Genomic DNA, 23,914 nt, shown 5'->3' with positions numbered 1-23,914 from the left:
AGGTTCTGCCTCCCTTGAGCAATGCAACGGCACTATGTCATCGTTTTCGGACAGCGCTGAGATTGGCAGCCGACAGTGCTTCGAGAACGGCATCCGCAGATAGTAGTTCAGATAAAATGATACCTTCAGGAGCATCTGGACCGTAGACGATGTTGAGCGGAATTGCGTATCTGCCGTGCGCCTCGAGATAGGATTGGATTTTCGCGTCCGGTCGCGTCCAATCCGCGCGCATCGCAATCACGCCTTCCTCGCCAAGTGCTCCCAAAACTGGTTCACGATCCAGGACCAGGGTTTTGTTTGCTTTACAAGTGATGCACCAATCCGCAGTAACGTCCACGAAGACAGTTTTGCCCTGCGACACTTCACGCGCGATCCGGGACCGGTCGAACTCGACCCAGTAAGAAGTGATCGAGGCTGTTACATCATCGGAGCTTTTTGGCAGCAGTGCAGGGGCCGCCAACGTCATGCCCAAAACCGCAGTCATTCCCCACAGCAAACCGTTACGAGGCTGAACCTGATAGGCTCTCGCCGCCAGTACGATGAGCCCAAGACCCAGCAGCACCAGGCCTGTGAGAGTTGGCGACGTCACACCAATCAAGACCCAGCATAGCCATGCAACGGTTCCGGCAAGCAGCAATCCGAGAACGATCTTCACGCTTATCATCCAGGGTCCCGGTTTGGGCAGTCGAGACAGGAAACCAGGCCAAGCGGCAACCAGAATATATGGCAGTGCAAGCCCAATCCCCATCGCTGTGAAAACCGCAAGTATATCGCCTGTCGTGCCAGAAAGGGCGAAGGCAATGGCTGTCCCCAGCAACGGGGCTGAACAAGGCGTTGCAAGTATCGCAGCCAGAGCGCCGGTGGAGAAGTCTTCGGCATACCCCCGCCCAAAGCGGCCAGATAGCCTAACCATCCAGCTGCTGGGCAAAGAAATTTCAAAAACTCCAAACAAATTTGCCGCAAAGAGTCCGACAACGAGAATGAGTGCAATTAGGAAATATGCATTCTGAAACTGCACACCCCATCCAACGGCATATCCGAGCGTCTGCAGCGCTATGACCGCCAAGGCCAGCACCCACATAAAAGCAACAGTTCCCACAGCCGTAGCGAGAAATCCCGCGCGCAATTGTGAAAGGGAGCGATTCTTCATTCGGAGCGCCGACCCGAACTTAATCGATAGAACTGGCAAGACGCATGGCATTGCGTTCAGTATCAACCCTCCCAGGAAGGACAGCAAGAGAATCGGGAAAAACTGACCCCTATCTTGGCTGGTCTCGGATGCGTAAGGTGGCGCAGGTACAACGTCGGTAGTGTTCACATCATCGAATGTAACCGCGACACCCTCGTCTACGACCGTAATTCGAAGGGAGGTTTGTTCCTCGCTTAACGCGAGAATCGGGATACTTGCCCAGAGACCGGTGCGATCACTTGTAAGGCGGATGTCGGGTGCGCCGAATGCAGAGCCTGCACCAAACTCTGGAAAAAGATCGGGATTGTTCCAGCCAGAAGGCCGCGTCATTTGAACAACCAATGCCTGATCCTGCTTCAGCGATGCGCCCGAGACCGCTATTGCACTTTCTGGCCCTGCAACAGGTACGCGAGCGGCCCATGTCGCGATATCGGTCGCGGCTTTCGCATCGACGCCCGTTCCCAATGGCACAGGGAGTGTCAATTCAAACCTTTCCGGAATGCACACATTGGAGCAGATCAGCAGATCGACGAGTCCCTTCAGCTCGGCCGCTCTATCAGAGTTCGCAAGCCGCAACTGCAATGGAAATATTACTTGTTTGGCATAGCCGAAATTTTCAATTCCGAAGGCGCGGAAACGCGTGGGTGCGGGCCAAAGCATGTCGACGGATTCAAGGTTTGTGGACCCCTCCCAATCGATCTCTGGCGGCAGGCCAACCTCGCCTGGCGACCGCCAGTACGCTTTCCATCCTTCCTCCAGTTCAATCTTCAAACCCGCCGAAAGGAACTGCGATCCTGGGGCGATTCCTGCTTCCGCGACGATCAAACGTGCCGTCAGAACTTCGGAACGATACGCATTGGATTCCAAGGCGCGAACAGGGCTTGCCACAAAAACAAGAAAGAGTGCGAGACTGATAAGCAATCCCTGATACCCTGCCAAGGTTGTACGCATATTCTGACCTCTTTTTCTTCGCGCTCAGTCTCGGGAAGTTACAGCAACGTGCTAGTCCCGAACGCCTTTGTGACGGCGTCGACCCCTCAAACAGTGGGCAGAGCCAAGACTCCGACCAACTAGGCGACAGCGATGCTCGTCTGGGCTTCCTACAAAACAGTCGTTTTTCCGCGTCGAACGCAAGCTGGACCCGCTCTCCATGGTGTCGCGCTCTCAGGCTAGCGCCGTTTCAAGGTTAGTCCTTTTTTGTCTGTTCACGATACTTACGATAGTGCGCCCGTCGAGACCCGATGCTGGGCGACAAAATAGTCGCACCACAACAACGACCAGATGAAAACGAGCGCCGCCACACCCGCCAAAACCCGTAGTACTTTCTGAAGACCTGATAGCCGCACGCCGCTCCGCCCGAATTTGATTCTATATTTTAGGCGCGTTTACACCCTCTAGCTACTGTAGGTTCAAGACCTATTCTGGATGAAAGAGCGATGTTCACTGACCTGTGAGATGCCGAGCGGAACTTGTGCAAAAAAACGCTTAAAGCTACACGGGCTGTAGATAGTTTGGAGAGGTGATATGCTCACAATCGGCACTTTGGCAAAAAGGACCGGGACGAAGGTGCAGACGATCCGCTATTACGAGCAGATCGGACTCCTGCCCGAGCCCGGGCGATCGGCTGGCGGTCAGCGGCGCTATGGAGATAGTGAGCTTGACCGCTTGTCTTTCGTCCGGCATGCGCGGCAACTCGGGTTCTCGCTGGACGCAATCCGTGAGCTTCTTGATCTGAGCGATCATCCAGACAAGTCGTGCGCGGAGGCCGATGCCATCGCTCGCCGACAACTCAAGCAGGTTGAGCAACGTATGGCCCGACTTGAAGCCCTTCGGACAGAATTGCAGAGGATGGTGCACGAATGCAGCGGCGGGCACACGGCCGATTGCCGTGTGCTGGAGGTGTTGCGCGACCATTCCGAGTGCCTGACGGACCACGACGAGATCGGCGCCTGAGATGACCGCAGTGCTCGTCTATCCGCTCGCGGCCTTGGCTGAGATCGCCGGATGCTTTGCCATCTGGGCATGGTGGCGTCTTGGCGCGTCCCCACTTTGGCTTGTCCCCGGTGTGGCGGCGCTGGTGGCGTTCGGCTGGCTTCTGGCTCAGGTCGACACTGTGGCTGCGGGACGCGCCTTTGCCGCCTATGGTGGGATCTATATTGCCGCGTCCATTCTCTGGATGTGGCTCGCCGAAGGGCACCGGCCGGACAGGTGGGATCTGCTCGGCACCACTGTATGCTTGTTGGGTGCTGCCATCATCCTCGCGGCACCCCGCGGAGCGTAATAAAACGGCATTGCTCCTACAGTAGCTTTAGCTTTTACAACGGTGCGCGTTTCACAGGCTAAAGCAAGGCAGGAATTGAATGTTCGAAATTTCAGGTGTTGGAATCGTCGCGGCTTTTCTGGGTGGCACCATATCCTTTCTGTCGCCTTGTGTCCTGCCTCTTGCTCCTGGCTACGTGTCTTACATCGCGGGACAGCCCGCCGTGAAATCCGGGGCGGCGCGCAGCATTGCCGAACGGGCGCGCAGCGTGATCCTGAGTTTGTGGTTCGTGTTCGGGTTTTCGACAGTCTTCGTGGCGCTCGGGGTCGGGGCAAGTCTTTTGGGCGGGATGCTCTTGCGCTGGAAATACGAACTCGGGCTTGCGGGTGGCTTTTTGATCGTCTTGTTCGGACTTGTCATGATGGGCGCGATCAAGATCCCCGCCATGATGCGTGACACGAGGCCCGACGTAAAAGTTGACGGCGGCAGCGCCGTTGGAGCCTACCTTTTGGGTCTTGCCTTTGCCTTTGGCTGGACGCCCTGGATAGGCCCTGTGCTTGGGTCGATCCTGGCAGTAAGCGCGACATCTGGAGCGGACGGGATGGCCTTGCTGGCAATCTACTCGGCAGGACTTGGACTGCCGTTTCTGATCATAGCGCTCTTCACCAACGAGATTGCAGGCAGGCTAAAGCGGATCGGTGCGGCTGGTCGATGGCTCTATCGTATATCGGGCGGACTGATGGTGCTGATGGGTATCGGCGTGATGACAGGTCAAATCAGCCGCCTTGCCTTCTGGCTGCTCGAAACCTTCCCGGCCCTTGGCACGATCGGATAAAATCATGATCGAAAGTGACATTTGAGAAAAGGCTTGTCTCTCTAGTCACTGTAGAGATTAAGACTCCTCGTGAACGATTCGCGGAGAGACCCTGTGGCATCCACCGATTCCTATTTAACCGCGACAAGACTGCTGGATTTTGACTCGCCCTCAATCTCGAACCTGATACGAGATCGTGGCTGGCATGACCTTGCCCGTGTCGACCGGATTGGCGCGGTTTATGACTTTGTAAGAAACGAGATTGCGTTCGGCTACAACCGCGTCGACGACATTCCCGCCTCTGCGGTGCTGACCGACGGCTACGGGCAGTGCAACACGAAAGGGACGCTTCTCATGGCACTGCTGCGCAGCGTAGGCATCCGCTGCCGCCTGCACGGCTTCACCATCCACAAGGCCCTGCAGCGTGGCGTGGTGCCCGAACTGGTCTACCCCCTCGCACCGTCCGAAATTCTGCACTCGTGGGTCGAAGTCGAAACAGAAGAGGGCTGGATCAATCTCGAAGGCTTCATTCTGGACGCCCCCTTCCTGCAGTCGCTTCAGAAGGAATTCAGCGAAACAGAAAGCCTTTGCGGCTACGGGGCCGGAACGGATTGCCTGAGTGCGCCACCAGTCAGTTGGAGCGGCGGCAGCACTTATATTCAGAAAACCGGTATCGTTCGTGATTTTGGAACCTTTGATACGCCCGACGACTTTTACGTGAAATATAGACAGAACTTCGGATTTGCGCGTGATTTTCTCTATCGCCACGTCATCCGTCACTGGATGAATGCCCGGGTTCACCGCATCCGTCGTGGAATGTTGCCAAAGGTCCCTGGTCTCAGTCGACCGAACCACAGCCATGAGGAGAACAACCGTGCCGCATGATCATGGCCATACCCACATTGATCCTGAATCAGGTGATCGTAGGGTCTCCATCGCAATCTGGGCCAACGGGCTTCTGACCGTCGCGCAGATCGTTGGCGGCATCCTTTCCGGCAGCCTGGCGCTGATCGCAGATGCCCTACACAATTTTTCGGACATGGCGTCACTGGTGATCGCGTTCGTTGCGCGCAAAATCGCCAGACGACCCGCCGATGAACGCATGACCTTCGGTTATGGACGGATTGAAATTGTCGCGGCACTCATCAACTACACGACCCTGATTCTGATTGGTTTCTACCTGATCTATGAGGGTGGCATGCGGATGATCGACCCGCCCGAGGTCGCTGGTTGGACGGTGGTGATCCTGGGCGGTGTGGCACTGGTCGTCGACACGTTGACTGCGCTACTTACCTATTCGATGCAGAAAGGCAGTGTGAACATCCGAGCGCTTTTTCTGCACAACCTGTCGGACGCTTTGGCCTCTGTGGCAGTCATCATTGGAGGGTCCCTGATCATCCTCTACGACATGCGATGGGTCGATCCAGCAATCACCATCGGCATCGCCCTTTACATCCTCTATCTGGCTTTCACTGAGATTGGCGGTCCGATCAGAACTCTGATGCTCGGCAGCCCCCCCGACATCGACAATGCAGCCGTCGTTGAGGCGATGCGGAGCGTCGATGGTGTCGCGGACGTTCACCACGTGCATCTGTGGCAGATGGAGGAGGACAAGGCGGCGCTGGACTGCCACGTGGTGCTGACAGCGGGCGGCTGGGGTAAAATCGAAAAGATCAAGGCAGCGATCAAGGACCGGCTGAAGGAGGACTTCAACATCGCCCATTCCAGCCTGGAGTTCGAACACGAAGACCGTGCACACGAAAACGCCGACCTCTACGGTCACGGCAAGCCGGAAGAAGAGGAGAACCATGTTCACCGGGATCATGACAGGTCATGACGACGTGATCGGCGTCGCCTGCGAGTGCAAGCTCAGCGAAAGCGACCTGAAACGGATGCACGGACTGCTTCAAGAGCGCCTGCAGGAGACAAGCAAGCCTGGCCTGGTCCTCGAACTCACGAGGTTCGAAGCCGTCAAGGTTCCGTCTGCTCTTGAGCCGGTCCAGAACTGCTGAGAGCCCGAATGCGTCCTATCCGCCACACAGATTTAGGCAGAACAAATTTTAGGGCAATTCGAGACTCATATGACGATCCAGATGGCTCGGGCGCTTTGACATACCGTGGGACTGGCGCCGCGCGCAACATGGCGAATGATGAAGGGCGACGCTGTCAGCTCGCGATCTTGCTGACCGCCGCAACCATCATACGCATCACCAATATTGCAATAGTATATTTTCGTATGTATGCTGGGTAAAGATTGTCAAGGGTCCTTGCCATGCGTTTCGAATTCAAAAACCTCCCTCTGGCGGCCTTTTTAGCTCTCGCCTTGACCGGCCCAACAGTTCCGACACAAGCACGCGCCCAAACCTATCAGATCGATTGTGCCATCCTGCTGTGTTTGTCCGGTGGATGGCCGGCCTCGACGCCCTGCGCCCGCGCACGGGCCGAGTTCATCCGGCGCATAACTCCATGGCCGGTGGAGCCGCCGCTTCAGATTTGGCGCTGCCCGATGGGTGCGTCTTACGATGGACCTGCTAGATCGCGGCCCGCGGACCGGATCTTCGATGCCCTATATGGTGATTCAGGAACCCCTCCAAACTCTTCAACCCCGCTCTTCGATCAGGCAGCCAGGGCAGGCGGGATGCTTGGGCGCAATGGCTCCAACGCGGCTTGGGACAACCTCGTAAGGGCTGATTACGCCCTCCAGCTCGTAGAAGACCGCGCCGACATCGATATCAGCGGGCCGGAATTCAACTTCGTGCGTTCCATCCGCGTCTTTGACGTTCGTTATGCCCGCCAGCACGAATCCGGGCGAGATGGCGACTGCAACCGCAGCGCCGCCGTTGTCCTCGGCACCTACGGGATCCAGGGCGATTTTTCTTGGAGGGTGTCGTCACCCGCAGCGCTTCCTGATGCGCATGCCGGTCTCGAGCGATGGGGCGAGCACTGCCCGAGCATTTATCACAGATCCGTCTTCGTTGAGTGGCGTGACTATAGCGGGAATTACGGTTTTGAGCAGGTCAATTACTGACTATTGAGCCGCAGCGAAGTCGCGCAGGGCCTTGTACGAAATCAAACCTGCAACGCAGGCACACGCACACAATCGAGGGCCATAAAGGCCATATTCCACCATGTCAGTCGTCGCGTCAGGGCAGCTGCGTGAGAGACGCGAAGTCGATTTCAGCTTTATCGGCATCGCAGAGATCCGGGTAAATCTTTGAGACGCGCTGTGGGCCATGCATGTCCCACCGGATTGCCAGAGCACCTGTGTTCCATCGATAAACCCAGCCAACAATGGTTTCTTCATCGGCTGCAATCAAATTGGCGATGGCGACACCTTCGACCTTATCTTCATTCACTGTTAACTAATTTCCTGCAATTGGGCTTTTCCGACCGCAACTTCGACTTCCGAAGCGTTTGCTGCAGCGGCATGCCTGTTTTGGTTAAATTGGTTAGCTGTTCTTCCTCGCGTCACCGATACTCACACCGGGAAAAGTTAGCTCCCGTGTTCTTGATTAATGAAATTGCTCAAATCCGGTGGTCGGGCTCCGTGGCGGCTTCGACGATCGCCAAAACCTCGAAGGGGTCAAAGCCGATGGCGCGCGCAAGGACGACCAGCTCGACGACGTCGACCCGGCGCTGGCCGCTTTCAATGCGCGCCACGAGGGATTGATGGCACTTGAGCTTGATCGCCAAGTCCTCCTGACCGAGGCCCGCCTTGATGCGGGCGTCGACCAATGCTTGGCAGAGTGCCACCTGTCCCGTGCTTCTGATTGTCTTTGCCACGCGTCACATACCTTTTGTGACGTCGCTAGCGGATGAAATCTGTTATCTAAAAAGTAGATATATGAGGGTGTTATCGGCGTCTGGTTTCCATGGGCTGCAAGTCTGATGCTCCCGAGGTTGCCCATCAATCCCCTACCAATTGCAGGAACCGGCCATAGTCCTCGCTGACTTCGCGCGCTTCCTCGAAGGCGCGGGCGCGTTCGCTGTCGAGGCAACGGAAGTAGCTCTGGATATCCTGGATGTAGTCTTCGAAATCGCCACGGATGATGTCCGCATAGTCCCGCGCTGCCTGCGAATCGCTTGGCAGGAAAGGACGGGCCGGGGCGAGGCAGGATTCCGCCAAGACCGGCCCGGGAACGCAGATCAGAAGGACCATAGCTTGCAATGGGAGCAGGCACGTCAACCGTGGGTTTCTCAAACCTGTTATCTCCTTGATCGCAGACACTGGCCGTGACTAGTGTTTGCGTGACCAAACTACAGCTAAAGCACGATATTACATCTTGCGGTTGATAGTATACTATCGTAACTCTGGGCTTCAAGTGGGAATGCCTGGGGTCGCGCCATTGGAGAAAGCGTGAGCCGGGCCATGAACTGGGACATCGAAGCACCAAATGTGGTTACGGAAGCCAGGTTCCGCGAGCTCGTGGAAAGCGGCTATAGCGCAGAAATCCTGTGCCAGGAGTCGGCACATAAGAAAGGCCCCAGCTATTACGGGGTCTGGATCATGCGCGTTGTCTCTGATGACGGGGTGGAAAAGCTCCTGGTCACCGCCCGCACGCGGACGACCTACAACGATATCAAGATCCGCGAGTTCAAGACGATCTCCGGCGTGGTGTCTTTCTTCATTGGCCTTGGTTTTGCGCATGTCGACCTGCCGCTTGAGGCGGGGACAAGCCGTACGCACAAACTTGCGCCGCCAGACAAAGCCCCATCAGACAAGGGCGCTGGCAGCTAACCTCGTCTGTCTCTGGCTGGTCGCAGCACCTGCCTCAGCTCAAATGGTCCTGGTCATGGAGAGCGACGGCTCCCTGATCCCGTCACGCTCCCAAAGCAGCTTTGCTCGAAACTACAATGACGGCATTGGTCAGGGATCGGCGTCCGATGGTTTGGCCATTCTTGGCGAGACTGAAGCAGCTTCCGAACCTGACGCGCTGAGGTTTGCGGCACTCGCCCAGCCAGCACCCCTGCCCCGCGCAGACGTTCTCTTAGGCATCGAGGCAACGGCCCTGCGCTATGCCGGCCATCCGGGCCTGCGGCGCGCAGAGCTCTCCGTGAGGGATTGGCTGGCTCTCTACCGCGCCAATATCGAGGTTGAGAGCGCCTACCGGCAGGATGCGATCTCACATGCGGGCGCCATTGGCCTTGGTCAGCTGATGCCCGACACCGCGCGCGACCTCGGCGTTGACCCGCGTGACCCTCAACAGAACCTCGACGGCTCTGCCCGCTACCTCGCGATGATGCTGGAGCGCTTCGGCGATCCGCATCTGGCGCTGGCGGCCTACAACGCCGGTCCCGACGCCGTGCGCCAACACGGTGGCATTCCCCCTTACCGAGAAACCCAGAACCACGTGGCCCGCGTCATGGCTGTCGTAGCCCGATTGGAAGGATCAAATTCATGAAACAGATTTCAAACCTCTTTGTCGCCTCGCTGGCGCTATTCCTGCTCATTGCCGAACCGGCCCTTGCTCAAAGCATCGATCTCTCCCCGATCCAGAGCCTGTTGCAGGGTATCGTCGATGCGCTGACAGGTCCGCTCGGTGTTGTGATCGCGACGCTCGCGGTCCTCGGCGTTTTCTTGAGCTGGTTCTTCAACATCATCGACCTGCGCCAGGCGCTTTGGGTGCTTGTCGGGATCGCTGGTGTCGCCGCCGCCCCCACCATCGTTGCCGCGGTCTTTGCCGGTGGCTGAGCGCGCGCCTCTCTTCCTCGGCCTCGTGCGTCCGCCGAAGCTCCTGGGCCTGCCCATCATGTATGCGATGGTCTGGCTCTTCGGCTCGGTGCTTCTCTTCGTCTGGGTCCAGCATATTGCGATGCTGGCTGTCGCGGCTCTGCTCTATCCGGTGCTTTGGAAGGCCGCAGATTGGGACCCGCGCTTCATCGATGTGATGATGACGTCGCTGCAGGAGACACCGCCCACGCGCAACAGGTCCATCCATGGCGGGGACAGCTATGCCCCGTGATGAAGCCCCTGATGCTGCGCTCGATCCCCGCACGATGACGCCGGAATGGTATGCGCGCGAGACCCGCCTTGCGCATATGCTGCCCTATGTGAGCCTCGTCGATGGCCAGACCGTGCGCACCCGGGTTAATGAGCTCTTCCGCTGCATCCGGCTCGAGGGGATCAACAGCTACACGACGGACGATGCCTATCTCGACAAGGTGACGGCGCTTTTTGCCCGCATCGTCGCGCAACTTGGGCCGGAATTCAGCTATTACGTCCACAAGGTCTCCAAGGCCATCAAACCTGATCTCGACCCCATCCGCGAGGACAGCTTCGCAGGCGAGGTGGACCGGCGCTGGCGCGCGAAACTCGAGACCAGCGGGCTCCGCGACAAGACCCTGACGCTCACCGTCATTCACCGCCCGCCCCCGAAAAGCCTCCTGCCGTTCCTGAGCCGCAGCGCGCCGGACCGACTGAAGGAGGAGACCCGCAAACGCCTGCAGCGCCTCGGTGAGGCTGTGAACGTCTTCCTCTCGGGGCTGACCGAGCTCAGGCCGCGCCTGCTGTCAGCCGGATCGGGAGAGTTGGTGGGATTTTTGGGCGCGCTCAACACGGGCACCGAGCTGCCGCTCTACCCGGCCAACACCTACGGCTTTCTGTCCTTCAACGTCGCCAATACCCGCGTGACGTTTCACGGCGACCATTTCGAGCTTTCCGAGGGCGTCGTGGGCCACCGCTACGGCAAGAGTTTCACCATCGGGGAATACTCGGAAGGCACCTCCTGCACCATGTTCGACATGCTGAACCTGCCGGTCGACATGATCGTGACGCACTCCTTCACGCCGATCAATTCGAACCTCATGGCGGGCCGCATCAAGCGGCAAAAGCGCCAGATGCAGGCCAGCCAGGACGCAGCCCTCTCGCTCCTGGAAGCCCTCGACATCGCCGCCGATGATCTCGAGGCCAAGCGCCAAAGCTTCGGCGAGCATCACATGGTCGTGACGCTCTTTTGCGACACGCTCGAAGAACTGCAAACCCTCAGCGCCGAGATCGTGAACGCCGCCGCAACCGAAGGCGTGAAGATGATTGGCGAGCGGGTCGCGGCCAAGGCGCATTACCTCAGCCAGCACCCCGGCAACCAACCAAAGCGCGTCCGCGCCAGCGCCGTCACCAACCGCAACTTCGCGGATTTTGCGGCCTTCCACCGGACACAGCTCGGCAAACCTGCAGCACTTACCCCCTGGGGCCGGGTCGTCACATATTTGCCCACGCCGGAGCAGAGCGCCTACGGGTTTTCCTATCACGAGCAGGGATCGCCCGACAAAGAACCGACCAGCGGCCATACCCTGATCATGGGACGGCCCGGGTCGGGCAAATCGGTGCTGTCGGCCTTTCTGATGACGCAAGCCCGTCGCGCAGGGGCGCGGATCTTCGTCTTCGATTACCGTCTTGGTATGGAGATGGCGGTCCGCGCCAATGGCGGGCGCTACGCCTCCCTGAACGCCGGTCAGCCCACGGGCCTCAACCCACTCTGGACCGAGACTGACGCGCGGGGTACCGCATGGCTTTCGGATTGGCTCGCCACACTGCTCTACCGCGCCGACAAGCCCCTGACCCCGGCACAGACCAACCGCATCCAGGAAGTCGTGCGCCAGAATGCCCAGGCCACCAATCCGGCCCTGCGGAACTGGCGGGATTTCGCGTCGCTTTTTGTGTCCACCGATGATGGCGGCGATCTGCACCAGCGCCTGCTCGAATGGACCGAGGACGGCCGCTATGGCTGGATCTTCGGGCAGAGCCTTGAGGACACGTTCTCGCTCAAAGGCGATGTGGTGGGTTTCGATCTGACCGGCATTCTCGACAGCGAGGCCGACAAGGAACGGATGGCGGTCCTCTCCTATCTTTTCCGCCGGGTCGAGCGCGAGATCGAGGATCGCCGCCCGACCATCATCGTGATCGACGAGGCCTGGAAGGCCCTCGACAACGCGTATTTCGCCGAACGGCTGTCGAACTGGCTGGTGACCGCGCGCAAGCAGAACACCGTCGCGGTGATGATGACGCAATACGCAAGCCAGCTCGAGCGCACCCGGACCGGCAAGACCATCATCGAGGCGGTGCCGACGCAGATCCTGCTCCCCAATATCCGCGCGCAGCCTGCGGACTACTCCATGCTGAACCTCACGGAGAAGGAGCTCGACGTCCTTCTCAACACGGGCAGCAACAGCCGCCTCGCACTGATCCGCGACGATCAGGGCTCAATCGTCGTCGATGCCGATCTGAGCGCCCTTGGGCCCAATCTCACGATCCTTGGCGGCATGGAAAAGGGCGAAGCGCTTGTCGGCGCCGATTACCGCGACCGCCCCGACTTCTGGAGGCTTTCATGATCCGTATTCTTATCGCTTTGGCTGCGCTCGGCGCGCTGGCCTCCTGCACACAGTATCGGGAGCCGCAGGCCAATTGCTTTTCCTTTCTCGCCTCGACGGCAGCGACAGCCCAGGATTGCCACTTCGCACCGCTCGGTGCGCCGGAGGGCGACGTTGAAGTCTAGCCTGCCTCATATCCTGGCGTTTTGCCTGCTGCCCGGTCTCGCCTTGTCTCAAGGTGTGCCGACCAATGACAGTGGGCTGACCGCGCGTGACATCGTCGAGACTGGCGATCGCGAGGCAGACTTGGCTGTTCAGGCCGACAAGCTTGCCGTGCGCGAACTCATCGCCGAGATCGAACGGGAGCAGCTGGAAACCCTCCGACGCATCCTCGATGCCCAGACCAGCTTCGGCGGTCAGGGGCTGCCGGCCATGGTCTCAGGGCTGGAGAGCGGCAGCGGCGATCCCGACCGCTCCGTCGAGGCCGTCTATGGCACTGCCGAAATCGATCCCAACCCTGGCGGCGCGCAGATGTTCGGCGATGCGGCGGAAAGCATCGAGCAACTCATCATTCGCGTGGCCCAGGAGACCAGCGGGTTTGCGGGCGTGGGCCGCGCGGGCCTTTCTCCGGTCCAATGGCGGGCCCTGCTGCAGGCTCTCATCTGGCAGGAAAGCCGCTTCACCATTGGCGCACGCTCGCCGGTCGGCGCCTTTGGCCTCACTCAGATTATGCCCGGTACGGCCAGCGATCTCGGCATCAACCCGGAATACTACGACAGCCCCTACCTGCAGGTGCATGGCGGCGCGCGCTACCTCGCGACCCAGCTCAACACATTCGATGGCAACATCATCAACGCCCTCGCGGCCTATAACGCCGGACCCGGCCGGGTTTTCGAGTATGGCGGCGTCCCACCCTTCCGCGAGACCCAGCACTACGTCCAGGTTATCCCTGAACGCTACAATCTCTATCTGACCCGTATCGGCGGGATCGAAGCGCTTGGCACGATCGACCCCGCGCTTCTCGCCAATGCCAACCTCTCAATCACCGGGCACGGCGCGTCCTTCTATGGCAACAACTCGCCTGCGGCGATCAGGCAGGCCACCCTGCGCATTGCGGATATCGTCGAACGGATTTCTGAGACTGAAGACGTTCAGGAAAGCATCGCGCTCAACACCTATGCCCGCGCCGAACTGGTGCGCCTCGTGGCTGCCCGCGTCAGGCTGCAGGCCGCCCGCACCCGCGTGCTCTCCGCCGAAGAGCTGGCCCAGGCCAGCGCCCGCATGGCCGAAGGCGCGTTCATGGATTTTACGATCAGGGAGATTGAATGATGGGACATCTGCTCTTGAGGACAGCTTTGGCCACGACACTTGGGGTTGGTCTGCATCTTGGCGCCCTATCCCCTGCCCTCGCGCAAGGCGTGCCCGTCGTCGATACCCAGAACATCGCGCAAAATATCCAGCAGCTGCGGCAGATGATCGAAGACGAGATCCTGCAAAACGAGCAGCTCACGCAGCTCCGCGAACAGCTCGGCCTTCTCACGGACCAACTCGCGGAGCTGCAAAGAACCTATGAAGCGTTGACCCGCCTTGCCGAGCTTCCAGAAATCATCCGGACGGAAATGGAAGACGAGTTGAACGGTCTGCTCGACCAAGAATTTGGCGACATCCTCGCCACGATTGAGGCGATCAAGACTGGGGATTTCTCGGGCCTCTCGGGCTCCGGCGCAGGCGAAATCGAAACCCAGATGGACCGGGTGCTGGCCGATCTCGGCTTCGATGAAGACACGCTCTCGGAAATGGCCACCAGCGGCAATCCCGGGGCCAACCGTGTGGCCACGCAGGCAACAACCGGCGCGCTCGTCTCAGCCGCCGCCCAGAACAGCTATGAAGATGCCGGCCAATCGCTCGAGCGGGTCGACCGCCTTGTCGCGCTCATCGACGACATGGAAGAGCTCAAGCAAAGCGTCGATCTCAACACGCGCGTGACAGCTGAATTGGCCATCGCCCTCGTGGCGATGTGGCAGCTGGAAGCGATTCAAACCGTGGGCGATGGCACCGGCGGCGTGATCGATGCCGCCACCATCGCCGAAGAGCAGCGCTTCATGGATTTCACCTTGCCGGACCTGCGGGCCGAGTAATCGCGGGGGCATGAATGGTGGCGACTGAACAAGAAATCATCGAGGAAGAACTGGTCTACGGTGCCCTGCGCCGCGAACGGCTCTGGCAACGCCTTGGCCTGATGGGCCTTGTCTTCGGCATCATCGGTTGTCTGAGTGCCGCGGCTGTCTCGATCCTCGATGTCGACCCGCCCCCCGTCGTTGTCCCCTATGATCCCGCCACCGGCTTTGCACTCCCCGAAGCCTCGGTGGGCGCTTCCTCGGTGACTGCCAACCAGGCGATCATCGAGGCGGAGGTCTTCCGCTACGTGACCGACCGCGAGGTCTACAACCAGCTCGACAACGATCTGCGCATCCGCAGCGTCCTGCGCCGCTCGGACGGGGCCGCCGAGAGCGGGCTGCGCCAGATCTGGAACAGCGCAAATGAGAACTATCCACCGACCGTCTATGGCCCCAATGCCAGGCTCGACGTGGAAATCCTCAGCATCAACCGGATCGGAACCAACCGCGCCACCGTGCGCCTGCGCAAGCGTCTGACATCGTTGGGCGGCACCCAGACCGGGCTCTTCACCGCCACGCTTCTCTTCGAGTTCCGTCCCGAGACCCGCCGGTCCATCGATGAGGTCTGGACCAACCCCTTCGGCTTCACCGTGCTCGAATATTCCATCCGCTCCGACAGATTGGAGAACTGACCGTGCTTGTGTTCAGACTGCTTGTACTCGGGATTGCCCTGCTGCCCAGCCTTGCCTTTGCCGAAGCGATCCCGCGCGGTGGCCCAAATGACAATCGCGTGCGGCTGGCAACATATCAAGAAGGTCAGGTCTACCTCATCAGCGTCTCGCTCACCCATGTCACCACCATCGAGTTTGGCGAGGGTGAAAGCATCCGCTCGATCATCGCGGGCGACACGGAAGGGTTTGAGATCGATGGCGTGCCGGGCGGCCAGGCCTTCGCGATCAAGCCTGTCGCGCGCGGCGTCCATACCAATGTGACGGTCTACACCAACCGGCGCAGCTACTATTTCAACGTCCAGGAGGTTCGCAGCCCGACCTTCTACGTGGTGCAGTTCCGCTATCCGGACGAAGATGCGCGCCCTACACGGGCCATCGCGGCCCAAGCGCCGAACTACAATTACGGTGCCAGCGCGCGGACCGAGTTCACGCCAACCCGCATCTGGGATGATGGGACCTTCACGTATTTCGCGTTTCCGAGAAACGCACCTGTGCCAGCGATCTTCCGCTACGCGGGCGGCCGTGAACGCACGGTCAACACGCAAACCCCTGAAGACGGCGTGATCCGCGTCAGCGGCGTGAACCGCCAATGGATCCTGCGACTTGGCGAAGAGGTGGTCTGCATCGAGGCGATCCCGCCCGCGGAGGCCACCTCATGAGCGATACCGAGAACACCGAGCTGGAAAGGCGCCTCGCCGCCCTGGAGAAAGGCAGTGCCCGCGCCCCCACGGCGGCGCAGCGCCGGTCGCCCCTTCTCGCGCTGATCGTGATCCTCGTCATCGGCGCGGGTGGTGCCCTGCTTTATCTCCTCTCACAGCCCGACGAAGAGGAAGCCTTACCGACGGCCACCCCGGACGTCTTCCAAAACGAAGGGGACGGCTTTGGCGCTATCGAGACCTTGCCCCCGCCCGAGCCCGAGGTTGTGTTCGTCGGACCAGACCCCGTCGAGCCCAACGCGGAGCTTCTGGCGCAGATCACCGCCCTGCAGGCCCAGATCGAGGAGTTGCGCAACGCCCCTGAACCAGTTGTCGAGGAAGACACCGCCGCCGCAGAGGCAATTGACGCGCTGACTGCTCAGATCGCGGCGCTACAAGCCGCCTCGGAAGCAGCACAGCAACGATTTCAGGCCGAACTGACGGCGCGGGATCGAAGTCTTGAACAACTCCGCATGGATCTGGAATTGGCCCAACTCGAGGCCAGCCGACCGCAACCCGCCCCAGCGGGCCCCACGGAAGATGAGCTGCGCGCACGCGAGCAAGAGCGACTGCGCCGCGAGGAAGAAGCCCGGCGCATGGCCGAGCTGGAGCGCCGCGCCGCGGAGGAACGCGCCTTCCAGGAGCGGCGCATCGCCTCGCCCACCATCGCGTTTGGCGGCACGTCCGGAGCGAATGAAACGGCTCTGACCGAACGCACTTTTGGCGAGGTGACGGATTTCGTGCTGAACGGTGCGCTGCCCTCCACCGTGACGCAGGCCGAGGTGATCGCCAATCCTTCCAACACCATCATCCAGGGCACCATGATCCAGGCCGTCATGGAAACCGCCCTTGACAGCTCCCTGCCCGGCCAGACCCGTGCCGTGGTGTCCGAGGATGTCTACAGCGTCGATGGCGCGCGCCTCTTGATCCCCCGCGGATCCCGTCTCGTCGGGCGCTACCGCGCTGGCGTCGATATCGCGCAGCGCCGCGTCACGATCGCCTGGGACCGGATCATCCTGCCCGCGGGCCAGACCGTCCAGATCAGCTCATTCGGGGGCGATGAACTGGGACGTTCCGGTGTCACGGGTTTCGTGGACACGCGCTTTGCCGAGCGTTTCGGGTCTGCCGCCCTGATCTCGCTGATTTCCGCGGCACCCAGTGCCGCCGCCTCCGAGGTCCAGGATGAGACTGCCGCCGACGTTCTCGAAGACGTAGGCGATGATCTGGCAGATGCGACGGACAGCGTCATCGGCGATTACCTCTCTATCGGCCCCGTCATCTATGTCGACCAGGGCGCCCGCGTCACGGTCATGGTCGACCGCGATCTGGAGATATTCTGAGCCCATGTCGCTGAGCTATCTCGAAACCTCGCTCGACCGGATCGACGCCGCCGCCCGCGACGATGTCATCGAGATCTGCATCAACCCCGACGGGACCTGCTGGGGAGAATTCCAGGGCGATCACTTCATGCGCGCGCTGGATCAAAGGCTGACGGGCGTTCAGGTCAGGGACCTCGGCAACCAGATCGCCTCCTCTGCCAATACCACGATGAGCAAGGACCGCCCCATGGTCTCGGTATCGATCACCTACAAGGGTCGCCCGATCCGCGCACAGGTCATCACCCCGCCCGCCGTGCTCTCGGCCATGTCGATCAGCTTGCGGTTCTTCTCGAGCCTGCCGCTCGAGGGCATTGCGCTCGATTTTCTTTATGGCAAAGAACGCAAGCTCGAAGACCTGCGCGTCGAAAAAAAGCGCGCCTTGCGCGCAGTGGTGGCCGCGGGTTTGATCGATGATGCGCTCGCCTTCTGCGTCGAGAACAAACTCAACATGATCGTCTCGGGTGGCACCTCCACTGGCAAGACCGTCGCCGCGCGCAAGATCCTATCTCACGTGCCATCCGAGGAACGCATCGTGACCATCGAAGAAGCCGCCGAGCTGCTGCCGACCCAGCCAAATGCAGTGACCCTCATCGCCAATCGCGACGCGGAATTCCAGACCGCCGATGTGCTTCTCACCGCCACGCTGCGCATGCGCCCCGACCGGATCATCCTGGGCGAAGTGCGCGGCAAGGAGGCCATGACCTTTCTGGAAGCCATCAACACCGGCCACGGCGGGTCCATGACCACGCTGCATGCCGAAACCCCGCAATTGGCCGTGCAGCGGCTTGCGATCGCAGCACTGAAGACCGAGATCCCGATGACCTATGCCGACATGATCCAATACATCGAGAATTCGATCGATGTGATCATCCAGGCAGGCCGGCATGACGGCAAACGCGGCATCACGGAATTCTACCTCCCCGGCGCTAATGAGATTGGAACTTCCCTATGAAGACCTTTGAATACGTTATCCTGTCCTTTCCCATGACCCGCAAAAGCAGCCTTGCCGACATGCAAGCCAGCCTGAATGCCAAAGGTGCGGAAGGCTGGGAGGTGGTGTCGATCAGCTCCTCGGAATTCGCCAATGTGGGACACACGGTCTTCCTGAAGCGTGAGACCACAGCCGCTGGAGTCACGGCATGAGAGTGACGCGGTTTCGCCTCATCCTGGCTGCGCTCGCCCTCGGCCTCAGCCTGACGTTCACCCCCGCGTTCGCCGAGCGCGACCTAGTCCCTACCTTGGAGCGCCGCTTCGATGTCTGTCCGGACCGCCCCACTGAACTCAGCTGGATGCAAGAAATCCCCCTGCGCCAAGCCTATCAGCGCGTGCTGGTCCAAGACATCTACCGTGCCCAAAACCTTGAGCGCATCGTCGAGACTGGCAGCTGCGATTGCGAGATCCGGTTCCCGTCCTGGGACGATGCCGAGGCGATGTTTCGCGAGGTCCACGCGAGTGACGAACGATGGGAGATGCTGCAGGCCTCGGACGCCTACAACCGCCGCGCCAACGCCGCCCGCCCTGCCGCCAAGGCCATCTGCGAAGCCGCGGGCAATTGGTAAGGCTGATCCCCGATGAGCGTCGTCACCTATTTCGTTGAAACCTCCCAATCCTATCTCGATACCGCTGCCGAAACCCAGTTTGGTGCGGTTGCGGCAACAGTCGGCACGCTCCTGGTTTTGGGGACAACGCTGGTGGTGATTCTCGTCGGCATCAACATGATCTATCAATATCGGGCCATGGATGGGCACACGGCCTTCTGGCTCGCGGTCAAGATCGGGCTCATCGGGATATTCGCGACCAATTGGATGCAGTTCAACGCGTTCTCGTCTGCCATTCTCTATGGGATCGACAGTATCGCGGGCGCGCTGGTGGCCTCGGTCGGCGGCGGCAGTCCGGGACCCTCTGGAACTTTCGCCGAAGAATTCGACCGGCTGATCGCGGAGCTGGGCGACTATCTGAACGCTGCCGGGTCCGAGCTGAACTGGATGGCTGGCGCCATGCTCGACATCGTCGGTGTGCTTCTGCTCTCGATCCTCGGCGGACTGGCCGCCTTCATCCTCGTGGCCTCCCGATTGATGATCGCGCTTCTGATCGGGATCGCCCCGGTGATGATTTTCCTGACCCTCTTCGAGGTCACCAAGGATTATTTCGCGCGCTGGTTATCCGCGCTTATCTCATTTGCGATCTACCCTATCGTGGTCGCAGGGGTCTTCGCGACCATCACCGGGGTGGCCTCGGCTCTCATAGGCGAGTTGGGTGATCCGGAAGGGGCTTCCAACATCGGCGCGCTCATACCCTTCTTTATGATGGTGCTCATGGCCAAAGGGTTCATAATCGCAACACCCTTCATCGTCCGCGCGATTTCCGGCAACATCATGATGCCCGCCCTCTCCGGTGGCCTCGGCGGCGGCTACAGCTTTGCCCGCGCAGCGATGGGCAGCCAGCAAGCCTACAACCGCTATCTGATCGGCGGTGCGAGCGGCACAGAATACGCAGCCCTCAGGGCGCGGCAGTTCTTTGGCGTGCAGCAGATGCCTGCAAGGCAAGGCATGGGGCAGAAGGGTTCCGGAGGAAGCACAGGATCCGCAGACTCGGGATCAAAAATGCTGGCGCAGCTTGCGAGACTGGCACGACTTGGTCGACGGTGACAGACCAAAGCGACCATCCATTCGGCACCGAGGTCGCCGCGTTGCGACTCGTCGAAGCTGTCATTTGGTAGGTACGCTAGCTTGCAGCAAAATGTCTAGAAAACATCGTCAACAGCCCTGATCGTTGAAGCGGTTTTGCCAAAGAAAGCATCAACGTCGCTCAACCGAAATCTAGCGTCTTATTGTCCTCAGTGTAGTGGGGGCCAATTACGTAATCGTCCAACTCAAGCTCTGGATTCATCATTGAAGTCGTAAATATGACCTGGTTGGGTAATGGGGTTTCCGTCGTGAGCTTTACAATGAGCTCCTGAAAACGGTGGCTCCGTGATGGCGTCATACCCTTGTCTTCAATGTTGTCAAAAAGGGCGAACCTCGGGTGGAAGAAGTCTTTGTCCGCGCATGCCGCAAGGTGGAGACCAAGAATGGCTGCGTTCTTTAGGAAGACGTTGCTGCTTTCCGAGAAATTCGCCAAACCGTCCAGCAAGATCGCATCATCTTCAAAACTTAGGTCGACATGGTCTGCGACCTTAAACTCTTCCTGCGCGCCACTGTCATCCATGCGAAGAATGGCTGCAGCCTTGGAGGATACAAGGCGCAAAGCGCTGCTTCGACGCCTTGTTGCGGCTTTCTGCAACGCCGTTCTTTGATCTTTTGCGCGGGTAAGGTCTGCATTGAGGCGTTCCTTTTCTGCTGAAAGTTCGTCTAGCTCCGTCGCTCTCTGAATACTACGCCGTAGCTGTTCGAGCTCCTTATCAATCCGGCCAATCGCACTGTACCGTTCTGCCAAGAATGCTTCGCGGGGCGAATTGCTCATCTCGAACTTCAACGCGAATTCCGCTGTGAGCTGCTCATAATTTCCCTGCAACTTGCCATAGTGCCGTTTCGCGTCGCTGAAGCCTTGAAGCTCTTGTGCCAAAAGTTGGCGCGATTCTTTGATCTGAAGCTCAATATCAACACGGATGTAGTTGTAGCGGCTAGCTGACACCTCCTGGTCAATCTCTTGCCCGCACAAATGGCAGGTGTCGTCATCCACTTTACTCGAAAGGGTTTGTAGGCACGAAGGACAATGCGAGAATTCAATACTGCCAAGCACCTGCGCGGTTCGCTCCGCACTTTCAAGTATCAAGAGTGATTGGGTGAGATGATCAATAAACCTTTTCAACTCCATCTGTTCAAGCTTGCTGCTCTCCACCTTGCGCGATGTGGTAGCTAAGCTTTGGCGGAGTGCTTGAAGTTTTGCTATGGCCTGTTTTCTGTCTTTGAAGAAACTCGCATTCTGGTCGCTGCTCACCGCGTCATCAACGCCTTCAATTTCTGCGGTAAGCTTGCGTTTCTTATTCTCTAGCCCGTCAATTTCGCTCTCGATCGCCGAAACGGTAACGCCGATCTGATCGGGGAAGGAATTCAGCAATGCAGACCATTTGCTATCAACCGCAGCGAACTTACTCTCGAGTTCCCGAATTGAAAGCTCAACTTCAAACAGGCCAAAGCCTCGGATGCCACAGATGAGGTCTCCTACCGCCGTTCTGATCGTCGCCTTGTCGAAGCTCTCAAAGCGAAACAATCGGGGCGCGGGCGTTCGTTGATCAGAATACAACAAACGCATAAGTTGGTGGCTTGTGATGTTTGAAGCGCCATCGCTTTGCGCTTCCGGCAAAAGCATAGATCGGAACAGAACTTCCGTGAAGCTCAAGTTGCTTTGGCCGCGATAGATCGGGTACTTCTCCCAACCTTCGATACCGTGCTCACCGCCAGCTTCAATGTCTCCGAAGTACACCCAGACTGGAGGCCGCCCTTCGACCTTTTCGCGCCTTAATGACAGCTTTCCACGCGGTGTCGATATCTGAGCTTGAACTTCTTCGACACGTGCTGTCGCCGGCTTCCATTCCTTAAACTCACCTCCAAGGATAAAGAAAATGAAGTCAGCAATGGTGGATTTACCAACACTATTCTCTCCTCGGATAATATTGACCCCGGCGTGAAATTCTTGGTCGTAAACGGGTTTGCCGCGCGCCATTACGCGAAGCCTGTCCAACCTTAAAAAACTATGGTCAAAGTCAGTCATAGTAACGCAGCCCTGTTCTACTTCTTAGGTCCGAGTTTGACGCAAATTCATCTGTCGCCATTAGGCTGACCATGAAATCAAGAGCGATTGTTTCGGTTTCGCCTTGGTGAACATTTGACAAATCACTCGCAGTCCGTCGGCCAATATTTGTCAAGGCAACAGCGCCAACATCATAACTTTCCTTACTCAAGATTTCCTTTGCGACGAGAGAGACAAGCGCGCGTTTTTGTATGGGGGTCATCGAGTGAAAAAGCAAAGTCGCGGGGGGAAAAACAACAAACTCATCCTTCTTTTTAGGAAGGCCCAGCTCGCCATATCTATTGCGATACGTATTTGTCATCTTGATGTCGCCGATCAAAGCAGGTGTAGCCACAAAATAGTCTAATACAAATAACCGCTCGATTGAGAGCGCGTCACCTTGCCAGCCATCAAGAATTCTAAGGAACCTTCGTGCTGCTGAGGCAACATCCAATTGAGGATACCAAAGACGGGACTTCATCGTTCAGTATCCCAACGTATGTGGCACTGCTCTGTGAGGAAATAGATGGCGCTTTGGATGTTGGTAGCACCAAAAGTCGTAGCTCCGATCTTTTTGTTGGCGAGAGGTTCGATGACTTTTTCCTGAACCGCATTGTCGATTTCTTCTTCTGTCGCCCCTTTGCAGACCAATGGGAAGTAAACTTGCGCCTGAAAGCGCTGCTCAACTTCACTCAAAAGGAGATCGTAGTCAGAACGCGTGCCTGGCTGCAAACCAAGACTCATATACTTACGTGCAAAACTGTTCTGACGGCTGTTCGCATAGGTGTATCTGTTTTCGCGGTCCGCAGCGTTCATTTTTTCCCACAAATCTCTGCGGTCATAGTCTGCCTTTTCAGAATACCCTTCCGCAGCGATCTGGGTATCGTGATCGCTAAGTTCCGGTGTGTCCGCTGCTAACTTCTTGGCTTGTTCGATGTGTCTATTCACGCTGGTATAAATGGCGCTTTCCTTGGATTGAGGCTTGCAAATGTTGATGTGGTCAGCCTCAATGGGAATTGGATCGGTGCCGCTGATCCCGGGATTGGCGCAGTTCATGGGAACTACTTGAACGACACCAGAAAGTTTCTGTGACTCGTAATATGCAACGTTCTTTAGGTTTTCATTGCTTGCCACATATTTACCGTAGGTGTCTCGGATATACTCAAGCACAGTGGTCTCACCTGACAACGCAGTGATATGAGACGAAGACCAGCCAGGGAGTTCTTTCTTCACGACTTGCGGTAACGGGGGAGCTGAATGCGGTGTTGCCAAAAACATTACGCGCAACGTCCGAGCGGCAAGTGCGGCGGCTTGCTCGTCGCTTGAGCCATGGCAGTGGTTCAATAACAGTTTTGTTATGATCCCACCAAGGCTGTGCGTGACAAAGATTATGGGGCGTTTGCAAACGCCTTTTCCACATAGAATTTCTGTTGCCAGTTTGGCGAGCTCGAAGATATCGAGTTCTTTTTTGATCCATTTCTTAAATTTGCTGGCCGGATAACCGAACGTGCACACACGGACGTCAGGGTGATCTTCTGCCATCCAGTCTGGCCAGTAGCCCGCCTTCGATGTCCAGGTCTTTTTCGGGTCTCCGGTCAGCCCATGTACAAAAACCACATCGAGCAGTGCTTGTTCTGGGTTATGAACAATTGTGAACGAAACTTCTTCGGGCACTGGAACATCTATCTCGA

The 23,914-nt window shown here is 58.5% G+C and carries 29 protein-coding genes; 22 read left to right on the top strand and 7 right to left on the bottom strand.

Annotation, left to right across the window (positions count from 1 at the left end):
- Positions 1–37: 37 nt before the first annotated feature.
- The gene (locus FLO80_RS17985) at positions 38–2,140 is read right to left on the bottom strand and encodes a protein-disulfide reductase DsbD family protein (RefSeq protein WP_008282976.1); all 2,103 of its coding nucleotides are present in this window, start codon (positions 2,138–2,140) and stop codon (positions 38–40) included.
- 573 nt (positions 2,141–2,713) lie between these two features.
- On the opposite strand from FLO80_RS17985, the gene FLO80_RS17975 reads away from it, so the two are divergent.
- From FLO80_RS17975 to FLO80_RS22925, 7 genes are all read left to right on the top strand, one after another.
- Complete coding sequence (locus tag FLO80_RS17975; RefSeq protein ID WP_008282975.1) at positions 2,714–3,142, top strand: MerR family transcriptional regulator; 429 nt, start codon at positions 2,714–2,716, stop codon at positions 3,140–3,142.
- 1 nt (position 3,143) lies between these two features.
- Positions 3,144–3,470, top strand: a complete 327-nt coding sequence (locus FLO80_RS17970) for a YnfA family protein (protein WP_008282974.1) — start codon at positions 3,144–3,146, stop codon at positions 3,468–3,470.
- Between the two features lie 79 nt (positions 3,471–3,549).
- Positions 3,550–4,284: a cytochrome c biogenesis CcdA family protein gene (locus FLO80_RS17965; protein ID WP_058243493.1), complete on the top strand. Its 735-nt coding sequence runs from the start codon at positions 3,550–3,552 to the stop codon at positions 4,282–4,284.
- Positions 4,285–4,377: 93 nt separating this feature from the next.
- Complete coding sequence (locus tag FLO80_RS17960; RefSeq protein WP_058243494.1) at positions 4,378–5,148, top strand: transglutaminase-like domain-containing protein; 771 nt, start codon at positions 4,378–4,380, stop codon at positions 5,146–5,148.
- Positions 5,138–6,100, top strand: coding sequence for a cation diffusion facilitator family transporter (locus tag FLO80_RS17955; protein WP_111368816.1), 963 nt, complete (start codon positions 5,138–5,140; stop codon positions 6,098–6,100). The genes FLO80_RS17960 and FLO80_RS17955 overlap by 11 nt, the downstream gene beginning before the upstream one ends.
- Positions 6,072–6,275 carry a hypothetical protein gene (locus tag FLO80_RS17950; RefSeq protein ID WP_246156722.1) on the top strand — a complete coding sequence of 68 codons (204 nt, stop codon included), beginning with the start codon at positions 6,072–6,074 and terminating at the stop codon, positions 6,273–6,275. The genes FLO80_RS17955 and FLO80_RS17950 overlap by 29 nt, the downstream gene beginning before the upstream one ends.
- A 260-nt stretch (positions 6,276–6,535) precedes the next feature.
- Positions 6,536–7,291 (top strand): hypothetical protein, encoded by a 756-nt coding sequence (locus FLO80_RS22925; RefSeq protein WP_188078337.1) that lies wholly within the window; start codon positions 6,536–6,538, stop codon positions 7,289–7,291.
- A 115-nt stretch (positions 7,292–7,406) separates the two neighbouring features.
- Here the strand turns inward: FLO80_RS22925 and FLO80_RS17940 are convergent, their stop codons facing one another.
- The 3 genes from FLO80_RS17940 to FLO80_RS17930 all read right to left on the bottom strand — a co-directional run bounded on the left by FLO80_RS17940 (position 7,407) and on the right by FLO80_RS17930 (position 8,422).
- The gene (locus FLO80_RS17940; RefSeq protein ID WP_111368811.1) at positions 7,407–7,619 is read right to left on the bottom strand and encodes a hypothetical protein; all 213 of its coding nucleotides are present in this window, start codon (positions 7,617–7,619) and stop codon (positions 7,407–7,409) included.
- Between the two features lie 169 nt (positions 7,620–7,788).
- The gene (locus FLO80_RS17935; RefSeq protein WP_073038001.1) at positions 7,789–8,046 is read right to left on the bottom strand and encodes a helix-turn-helix domain-containing protein; all 258 of its coding nucleotides are present in this window, start codon (positions 8,044–8,046) and stop codon (positions 7,789–7,791) included.
- A 124-nt stretch (positions 8,047–8,170) separates the two neighbouring features.
- Entirely contained in the window at positions 8,171–8,422 is a 252-nt protein-coding gene (locus FLO80_RS17930) for a hypothetical protein (RefSeq protein WP_099913115.1), read from the bottom strand.
- Positions 8,423–8,632: 210 nt separating this feature from the next.
- Here FLO80_RS17930 and FLO80_RS17925 point away from each other — a divergent pair, with 210 nt between their 5' ends.
- The 15 genes from FLO80_RS17925 to FLO80_RS17860 are packed head-to-tail and all read left to right on the top strand — an operon-like array spanning position 8,633 to position 20,140.
- Entirely contained in the window at positions 8,633–9,001 is a 369-nt protein-coding gene (locus tag FLO80_RS17925; protein ID WP_009807505.1) for a hypothetical protein, read from the top strand.
- 43 nt (positions 9,002–9,044) lie between these two features.
- Entirely contained in the window at positions 9,045–9,665 is a 621-nt protein-coding gene (locus FLO80_RS17920; RefSeq protein WP_058243498.1) for a lytic transglycosylase domain-containing protein, read from the top strand.
- On the top strand, positions 9,662–9,955 hold the full coding sequence (locus FLO80_RS17915) for a TrbC/VirB2 family protein (RefSeq protein ID WP_009503803.1): 294 nt from the start codon (positions 9,662–9,664) through the stop codon (positions 9,953–9,955). The genes FLO80_RS17920 and FLO80_RS17915 overlap by 4 nt, the downstream gene beginning before the upstream one ends.
- A complete protein-coding gene (locus FLO80_RS17910; RefSeq protein ID WP_058243499.1) occupies positions 9,948–10,226 on the top strand; it encodes a VirB3 family type IV secretion system protein in 279 nt (92 codons plus the stop codon). The genes FLO80_RS17915 and FLO80_RS17910 overlap by 8 nt, the downstream gene beginning before the upstream one ends.
- Positions 10,216–12,591, top strand: a complete 2,376-nt coding sequence (locus FLO80_RS17905; protein WP_111368809.1) for a VirB4 family type IV secretion/conjugal transfer ATPase — start codon at positions 10,216–10,218, stop codon at positions 12,589–12,591. Before FLO80_RS17910 ends, FLO80_RS17905 begins: the two co-directional genes overlap by 11 nt.
- The gene (locus tag FLO80_RS22920; protein WP_009815545.1) at positions 12,588–12,755 is read left to right on the top strand and encodes a hypothetical protein; all 168 of its coding nucleotides are present in this window, start codon (positions 12,588–12,590) and stop codon (positions 12,753–12,755) included. Before FLO80_RS17905 ends, FLO80_RS22920 begins: the two co-directional genes overlap by 4 nt.
- Positions 12,745–13,899 carry a lytic transglycosylase domain-containing protein gene (locus FLO80_RS17900; RefSeq protein ID WP_188078336.1) on the top strand — a complete coding sequence of 385 codons (1,155 nt, stop codon included), beginning with the start codon at positions 12,745–12,747 and terminating at the stop codon, positions 13,897–13,899. The genes FLO80_RS22920 and FLO80_RS17900 overlap by 11 nt, the downstream gene beginning before the upstream one ends.
- Positions 13,899–14,708 (top strand): type IV secretion system protein, encoded by an 810-nt coding sequence (locus tag FLO80_RS17895; RefSeq protein WP_111368850.1) that lies wholly within the window; start codon positions 13,899–13,901, stop codon positions 14,706–14,708. The genes FLO80_RS17900 and FLO80_RS17895 overlap by 1 nt, the downstream gene beginning before the upstream one ends.
- 14 nt (positions 14,709–14,722) lie before the next feature.
- Positions 14,723–15,379 (top strand): VirB8 family type IV secretion system protein, encoded by a 657-nt coding sequence (locus FLO80_RS17890; protein ID WP_099911254.1) that lies wholly within the window; start codon positions 14,723–14,725, stop codon positions 15,377–15,379.
- An 8-nt stretch (positions 15,380–15,387) separates the two neighbouring features.
- On the top strand, positions 15,388–16,077 hold the full coding sequence (locus FLO80_RS17885) for a TrbG/VirB9 family P-type conjugative transfer protein (RefSeq protein WP_425439906.1): 690 nt from the start codon (positions 15,388–15,390) through the stop codon (positions 16,075–16,077).
- Positions 16,074–17,453 carry a TraB/TrbI/VirB10 family type IV secretion system protein gene (locus FLO80_RS17880; protein ID WP_099911252.1) on the top strand — a complete coding sequence of 460 codons (1,380 nt, stop codon included), beginning with the start codon at positions 16,074–16,076 and terminating at the stop codon, positions 17,451–17,453. The genes FLO80_RS17885 and FLO80_RS17880 overlap by 4 nt, the downstream gene beginning before the upstream one ends.
- Positions 17,454–17,457: 4 nt before the next feature.
- Positions 17,458–18,444, top strand: coding sequence for an ATPase, T2SS/T4P/T4SS family (locus FLO80_RS17875; protein WP_099911251.1), 987 nt, complete (start codon positions 17,458–17,460; stop codon positions 18,442–18,444).
- A complete protein-coding gene (locus FLO80_RS17870) occupies positions 18,441–18,635 on the top strand; it encodes a DUF4177 domain-containing protein (protein WP_099911250.1) in 195 nt (64 codons plus the stop codon). The genes FLO80_RS17875 and FLO80_RS17870 overlap by 4 nt, the downstream gene beginning before the upstream one ends.
- Positions 18,632–19,051 carry a hypothetical protein gene (locus FLO80_RS17865; RefSeq protein WP_099911249.1) on the top strand — a complete coding sequence of 140 codons (420 nt, stop codon included), beginning with the start codon at positions 18,632–18,634 and terminating at the stop codon, positions 19,049–19,051. Before FLO80_RS17870 ends, FLO80_RS17865 begins: the two co-directional genes overlap by 4 nt.
- A gap of 12 nt (positions 19,052–19,063) precedes the next feature.
- Positions 19,064–20,140, top strand: coding sequence for a TrbL/VirB6 family protein (locus FLO80_RS17860; RefSeq protein ID WP_099911248.1), 1,077 nt, complete (start codon positions 19,064–19,066; stop codon positions 20,138–20,140).
- 160 nt (positions 20,141–20,300) lie between these two features.
- On the opposite strand, the gene FLO80_RS17855 is transcribed toward FLO80_RS17860, so the two are convergent.
- The 3 genes from FLO80_RS17855 to FLO80_RS17845 are packed head-to-tail and all read right to left on the bottom strand — an operon-like array spanning position 20,301 to position 23,897.
- Positions 20,301–22,205: an ATP-binding protein gene (locus FLO80_RS17855; protein ID WP_099911247.1), complete on the bottom strand. Its 1,905-nt coding sequence runs from the start codon at positions 22,203–22,205 to the stop codon at positions 20,301–20,303.
- Positions 22,198–22,704, bottom strand: coding sequence for an ABC-three component system middle component 5 (locus tag FLO80_RS17850; protein ID WP_099911246.1), 507 nt, complete (start codon positions 22,702–22,704; stop codon positions 22,198–22,200). The genes FLO80_RS17855 and FLO80_RS17850 overlap by 8 nt, the downstream gene beginning before the upstream one ends.
- On the bottom strand, positions 22,701–23,897 hold the full coding sequence (locus FLO80_RS17845) for an ABC-three component system protein (RefSeq protein WP_245875662.1): 1,197 nt from the start codon (positions 23,895–23,897) through the stop codon (positions 22,701–22,703). The genes FLO80_RS17850 and FLO80_RS17845 overlap by 4 nt, the downstream gene beginning before the upstream one ends.
- Between the last annotated feature and the right edge of the window lie 17 nt (positions 23,898–23,914).

This window comes from Aquicoccus porphyridii (genome assembly GCF_008369105.1).
Lineage (GTDB): Bacteria > Pseudomonadota > Alphaproteobacteria > Rhodobacterales > Rhodobacteraceae > Aquicoccus > Aquicoccus porphyridii.
Note: the sequence above shows the minus strand (reverse complement) of the source record. Positions and strands in the feature narration are given on the sequence as shown.

Coding starts and splice junctions, on each gene's coding strand:
- FLO80_RS17985 (WP_008282976.1), bottom strand. CDS start 2,140: ATGCGTACAACCTTGGCAGGGTATCAGGGATTGCTTATCAGTCTCGCA.
- FLO80_RS17975 (WP_008282975.1), top strand. CDS start 2,714: ATGCTCACAATCGGCACTTTGGCAAAAAGGACCGGGACGAAGGTGCAG.
- FLO80_RS17970 (WP_008282974.1), top strand. CDS start 3,144: ATGACCGCAGTGCTCGTCTATCCGCTCGCGGCCTTGGCTGAGATCGCC.
- FLO80_RS17965 (WP_058243493.1), top strand. CDS start 3,550: ATGTTCGAAATTTCAGGTGTTGGAATCGTCGCGGCTTTTCTGGGTGGC.
- FLO80_RS17950 (WP_246156722.1), top strand. CDS start 6,072: ATGTTCACCGGGATCATGACAGGTCATGACGACGTGATCGGCGTCGCC.
- FLO80_RS22925 (WP_188078337.1), top strand. CDS start 6,536: ATGCGTTTCGAATTCAAAAACCTCCCTCTGGCGGCCTTTTTAGCTCTC.
- FLO80_RS17930 (WP_099913115.1), bottom strand. CDS start 8,422: ATGGTCCTTCTGATCTGCGTTCCCGGGCCGGTCTTGGCGGAATCCTGC.
- FLO80_RS17925 (WP_009807505.1), top strand. CDS start 8,633: ATGAACTGGGACATCGAAGCACCAAATGTGGTTACGGAAGCCAGGTTC.
- FLO80_RS17920 (WP_058243498.1), top strand. CDS start 9,045: ATGGTCCTGGTCATGGAGAGCGACGGCTCCCTGATCCCGTCACGCTCC.
- FLO80_RS17915 (WP_009503803.1), top strand. CDS start 9,662: ATGAAACAGATTTCAAACCTCTTTGTCGCCTCGCTGGCGCTATTCCTG.
- FLO80_RS17905 (WP_111368809.1), top strand. CDS start 10,216: ATGCCCCGTGATGAAGCCCCTGATGCTGCGCTCGATCCCCGCACGATG.
- FLO80_RS22920 (WP_009815545.1), top strand. CDS start 12,588: ATGATCCGTATTCTTATCGCTTTGGCTGCGCTCGGCGCGCTGGCCTCC.
- FLO80_RS17895 (WP_111368850.1), top strand. CDS start 13,899: ATGGGACATCTGCTCTTGAGGACAGCTTTGGCCACGACACTTGGGGTT.
- FLO80_RS17890 (WP_099911254.1), top strand. CDS start 14,723: ATGGTGGCGACTGAACAAGAAATCATCGAGGAAGAACTGGTCTACGGT.
- FLO80_RS17880 (WP_099911252.1), top strand. CDS start 16,074: ATGAGCGATACCGAGAACACCGAGCTGGAAAGGCGCCTCGCCGCCCTG.
- FLO80_RS17875 (WP_099911251.1), top strand. CDS start 17,458: ATGTCGCTGAGCTATCTCGAAACCTCGCTCGACCGGATCGACGCCGCC.
- FLO80_RS17870 (WP_099911250.1), top strand. CDS start 18,441: ATGAAGACCTTTGAATACGTTATCCTGTCCTTTCCCATGACCCGCAAA.
- FLO80_RS17865 (WP_099911249.1), top strand. CDS start 18,632: ATGAGAGTGACGCGGTTTCGCCTCATCCTGGCTGCGCTCGCCCTCGGC.
- FLO80_RS17860 (WP_099911248.1), top strand. CDS start 19,064: ATGAGCGTCGTCACCTATTTCGTTGAAACCTCCCAATCCTATCTCGAT.
- FLO80_RS17855 (WP_099911247.1), bottom strand. CDS start 22,205: ATGACTGACTTTGACCATAGTTTTTTAAGGTTGGACAGGCTTCGCGTA.
- FLO80_RS17850 (WP_099911246.1), bottom strand. CDS start 22,704: ATGAAGTCCCGTCTTTGGTATCCTCAATTGGATGTTGCCTCAGCAGCA.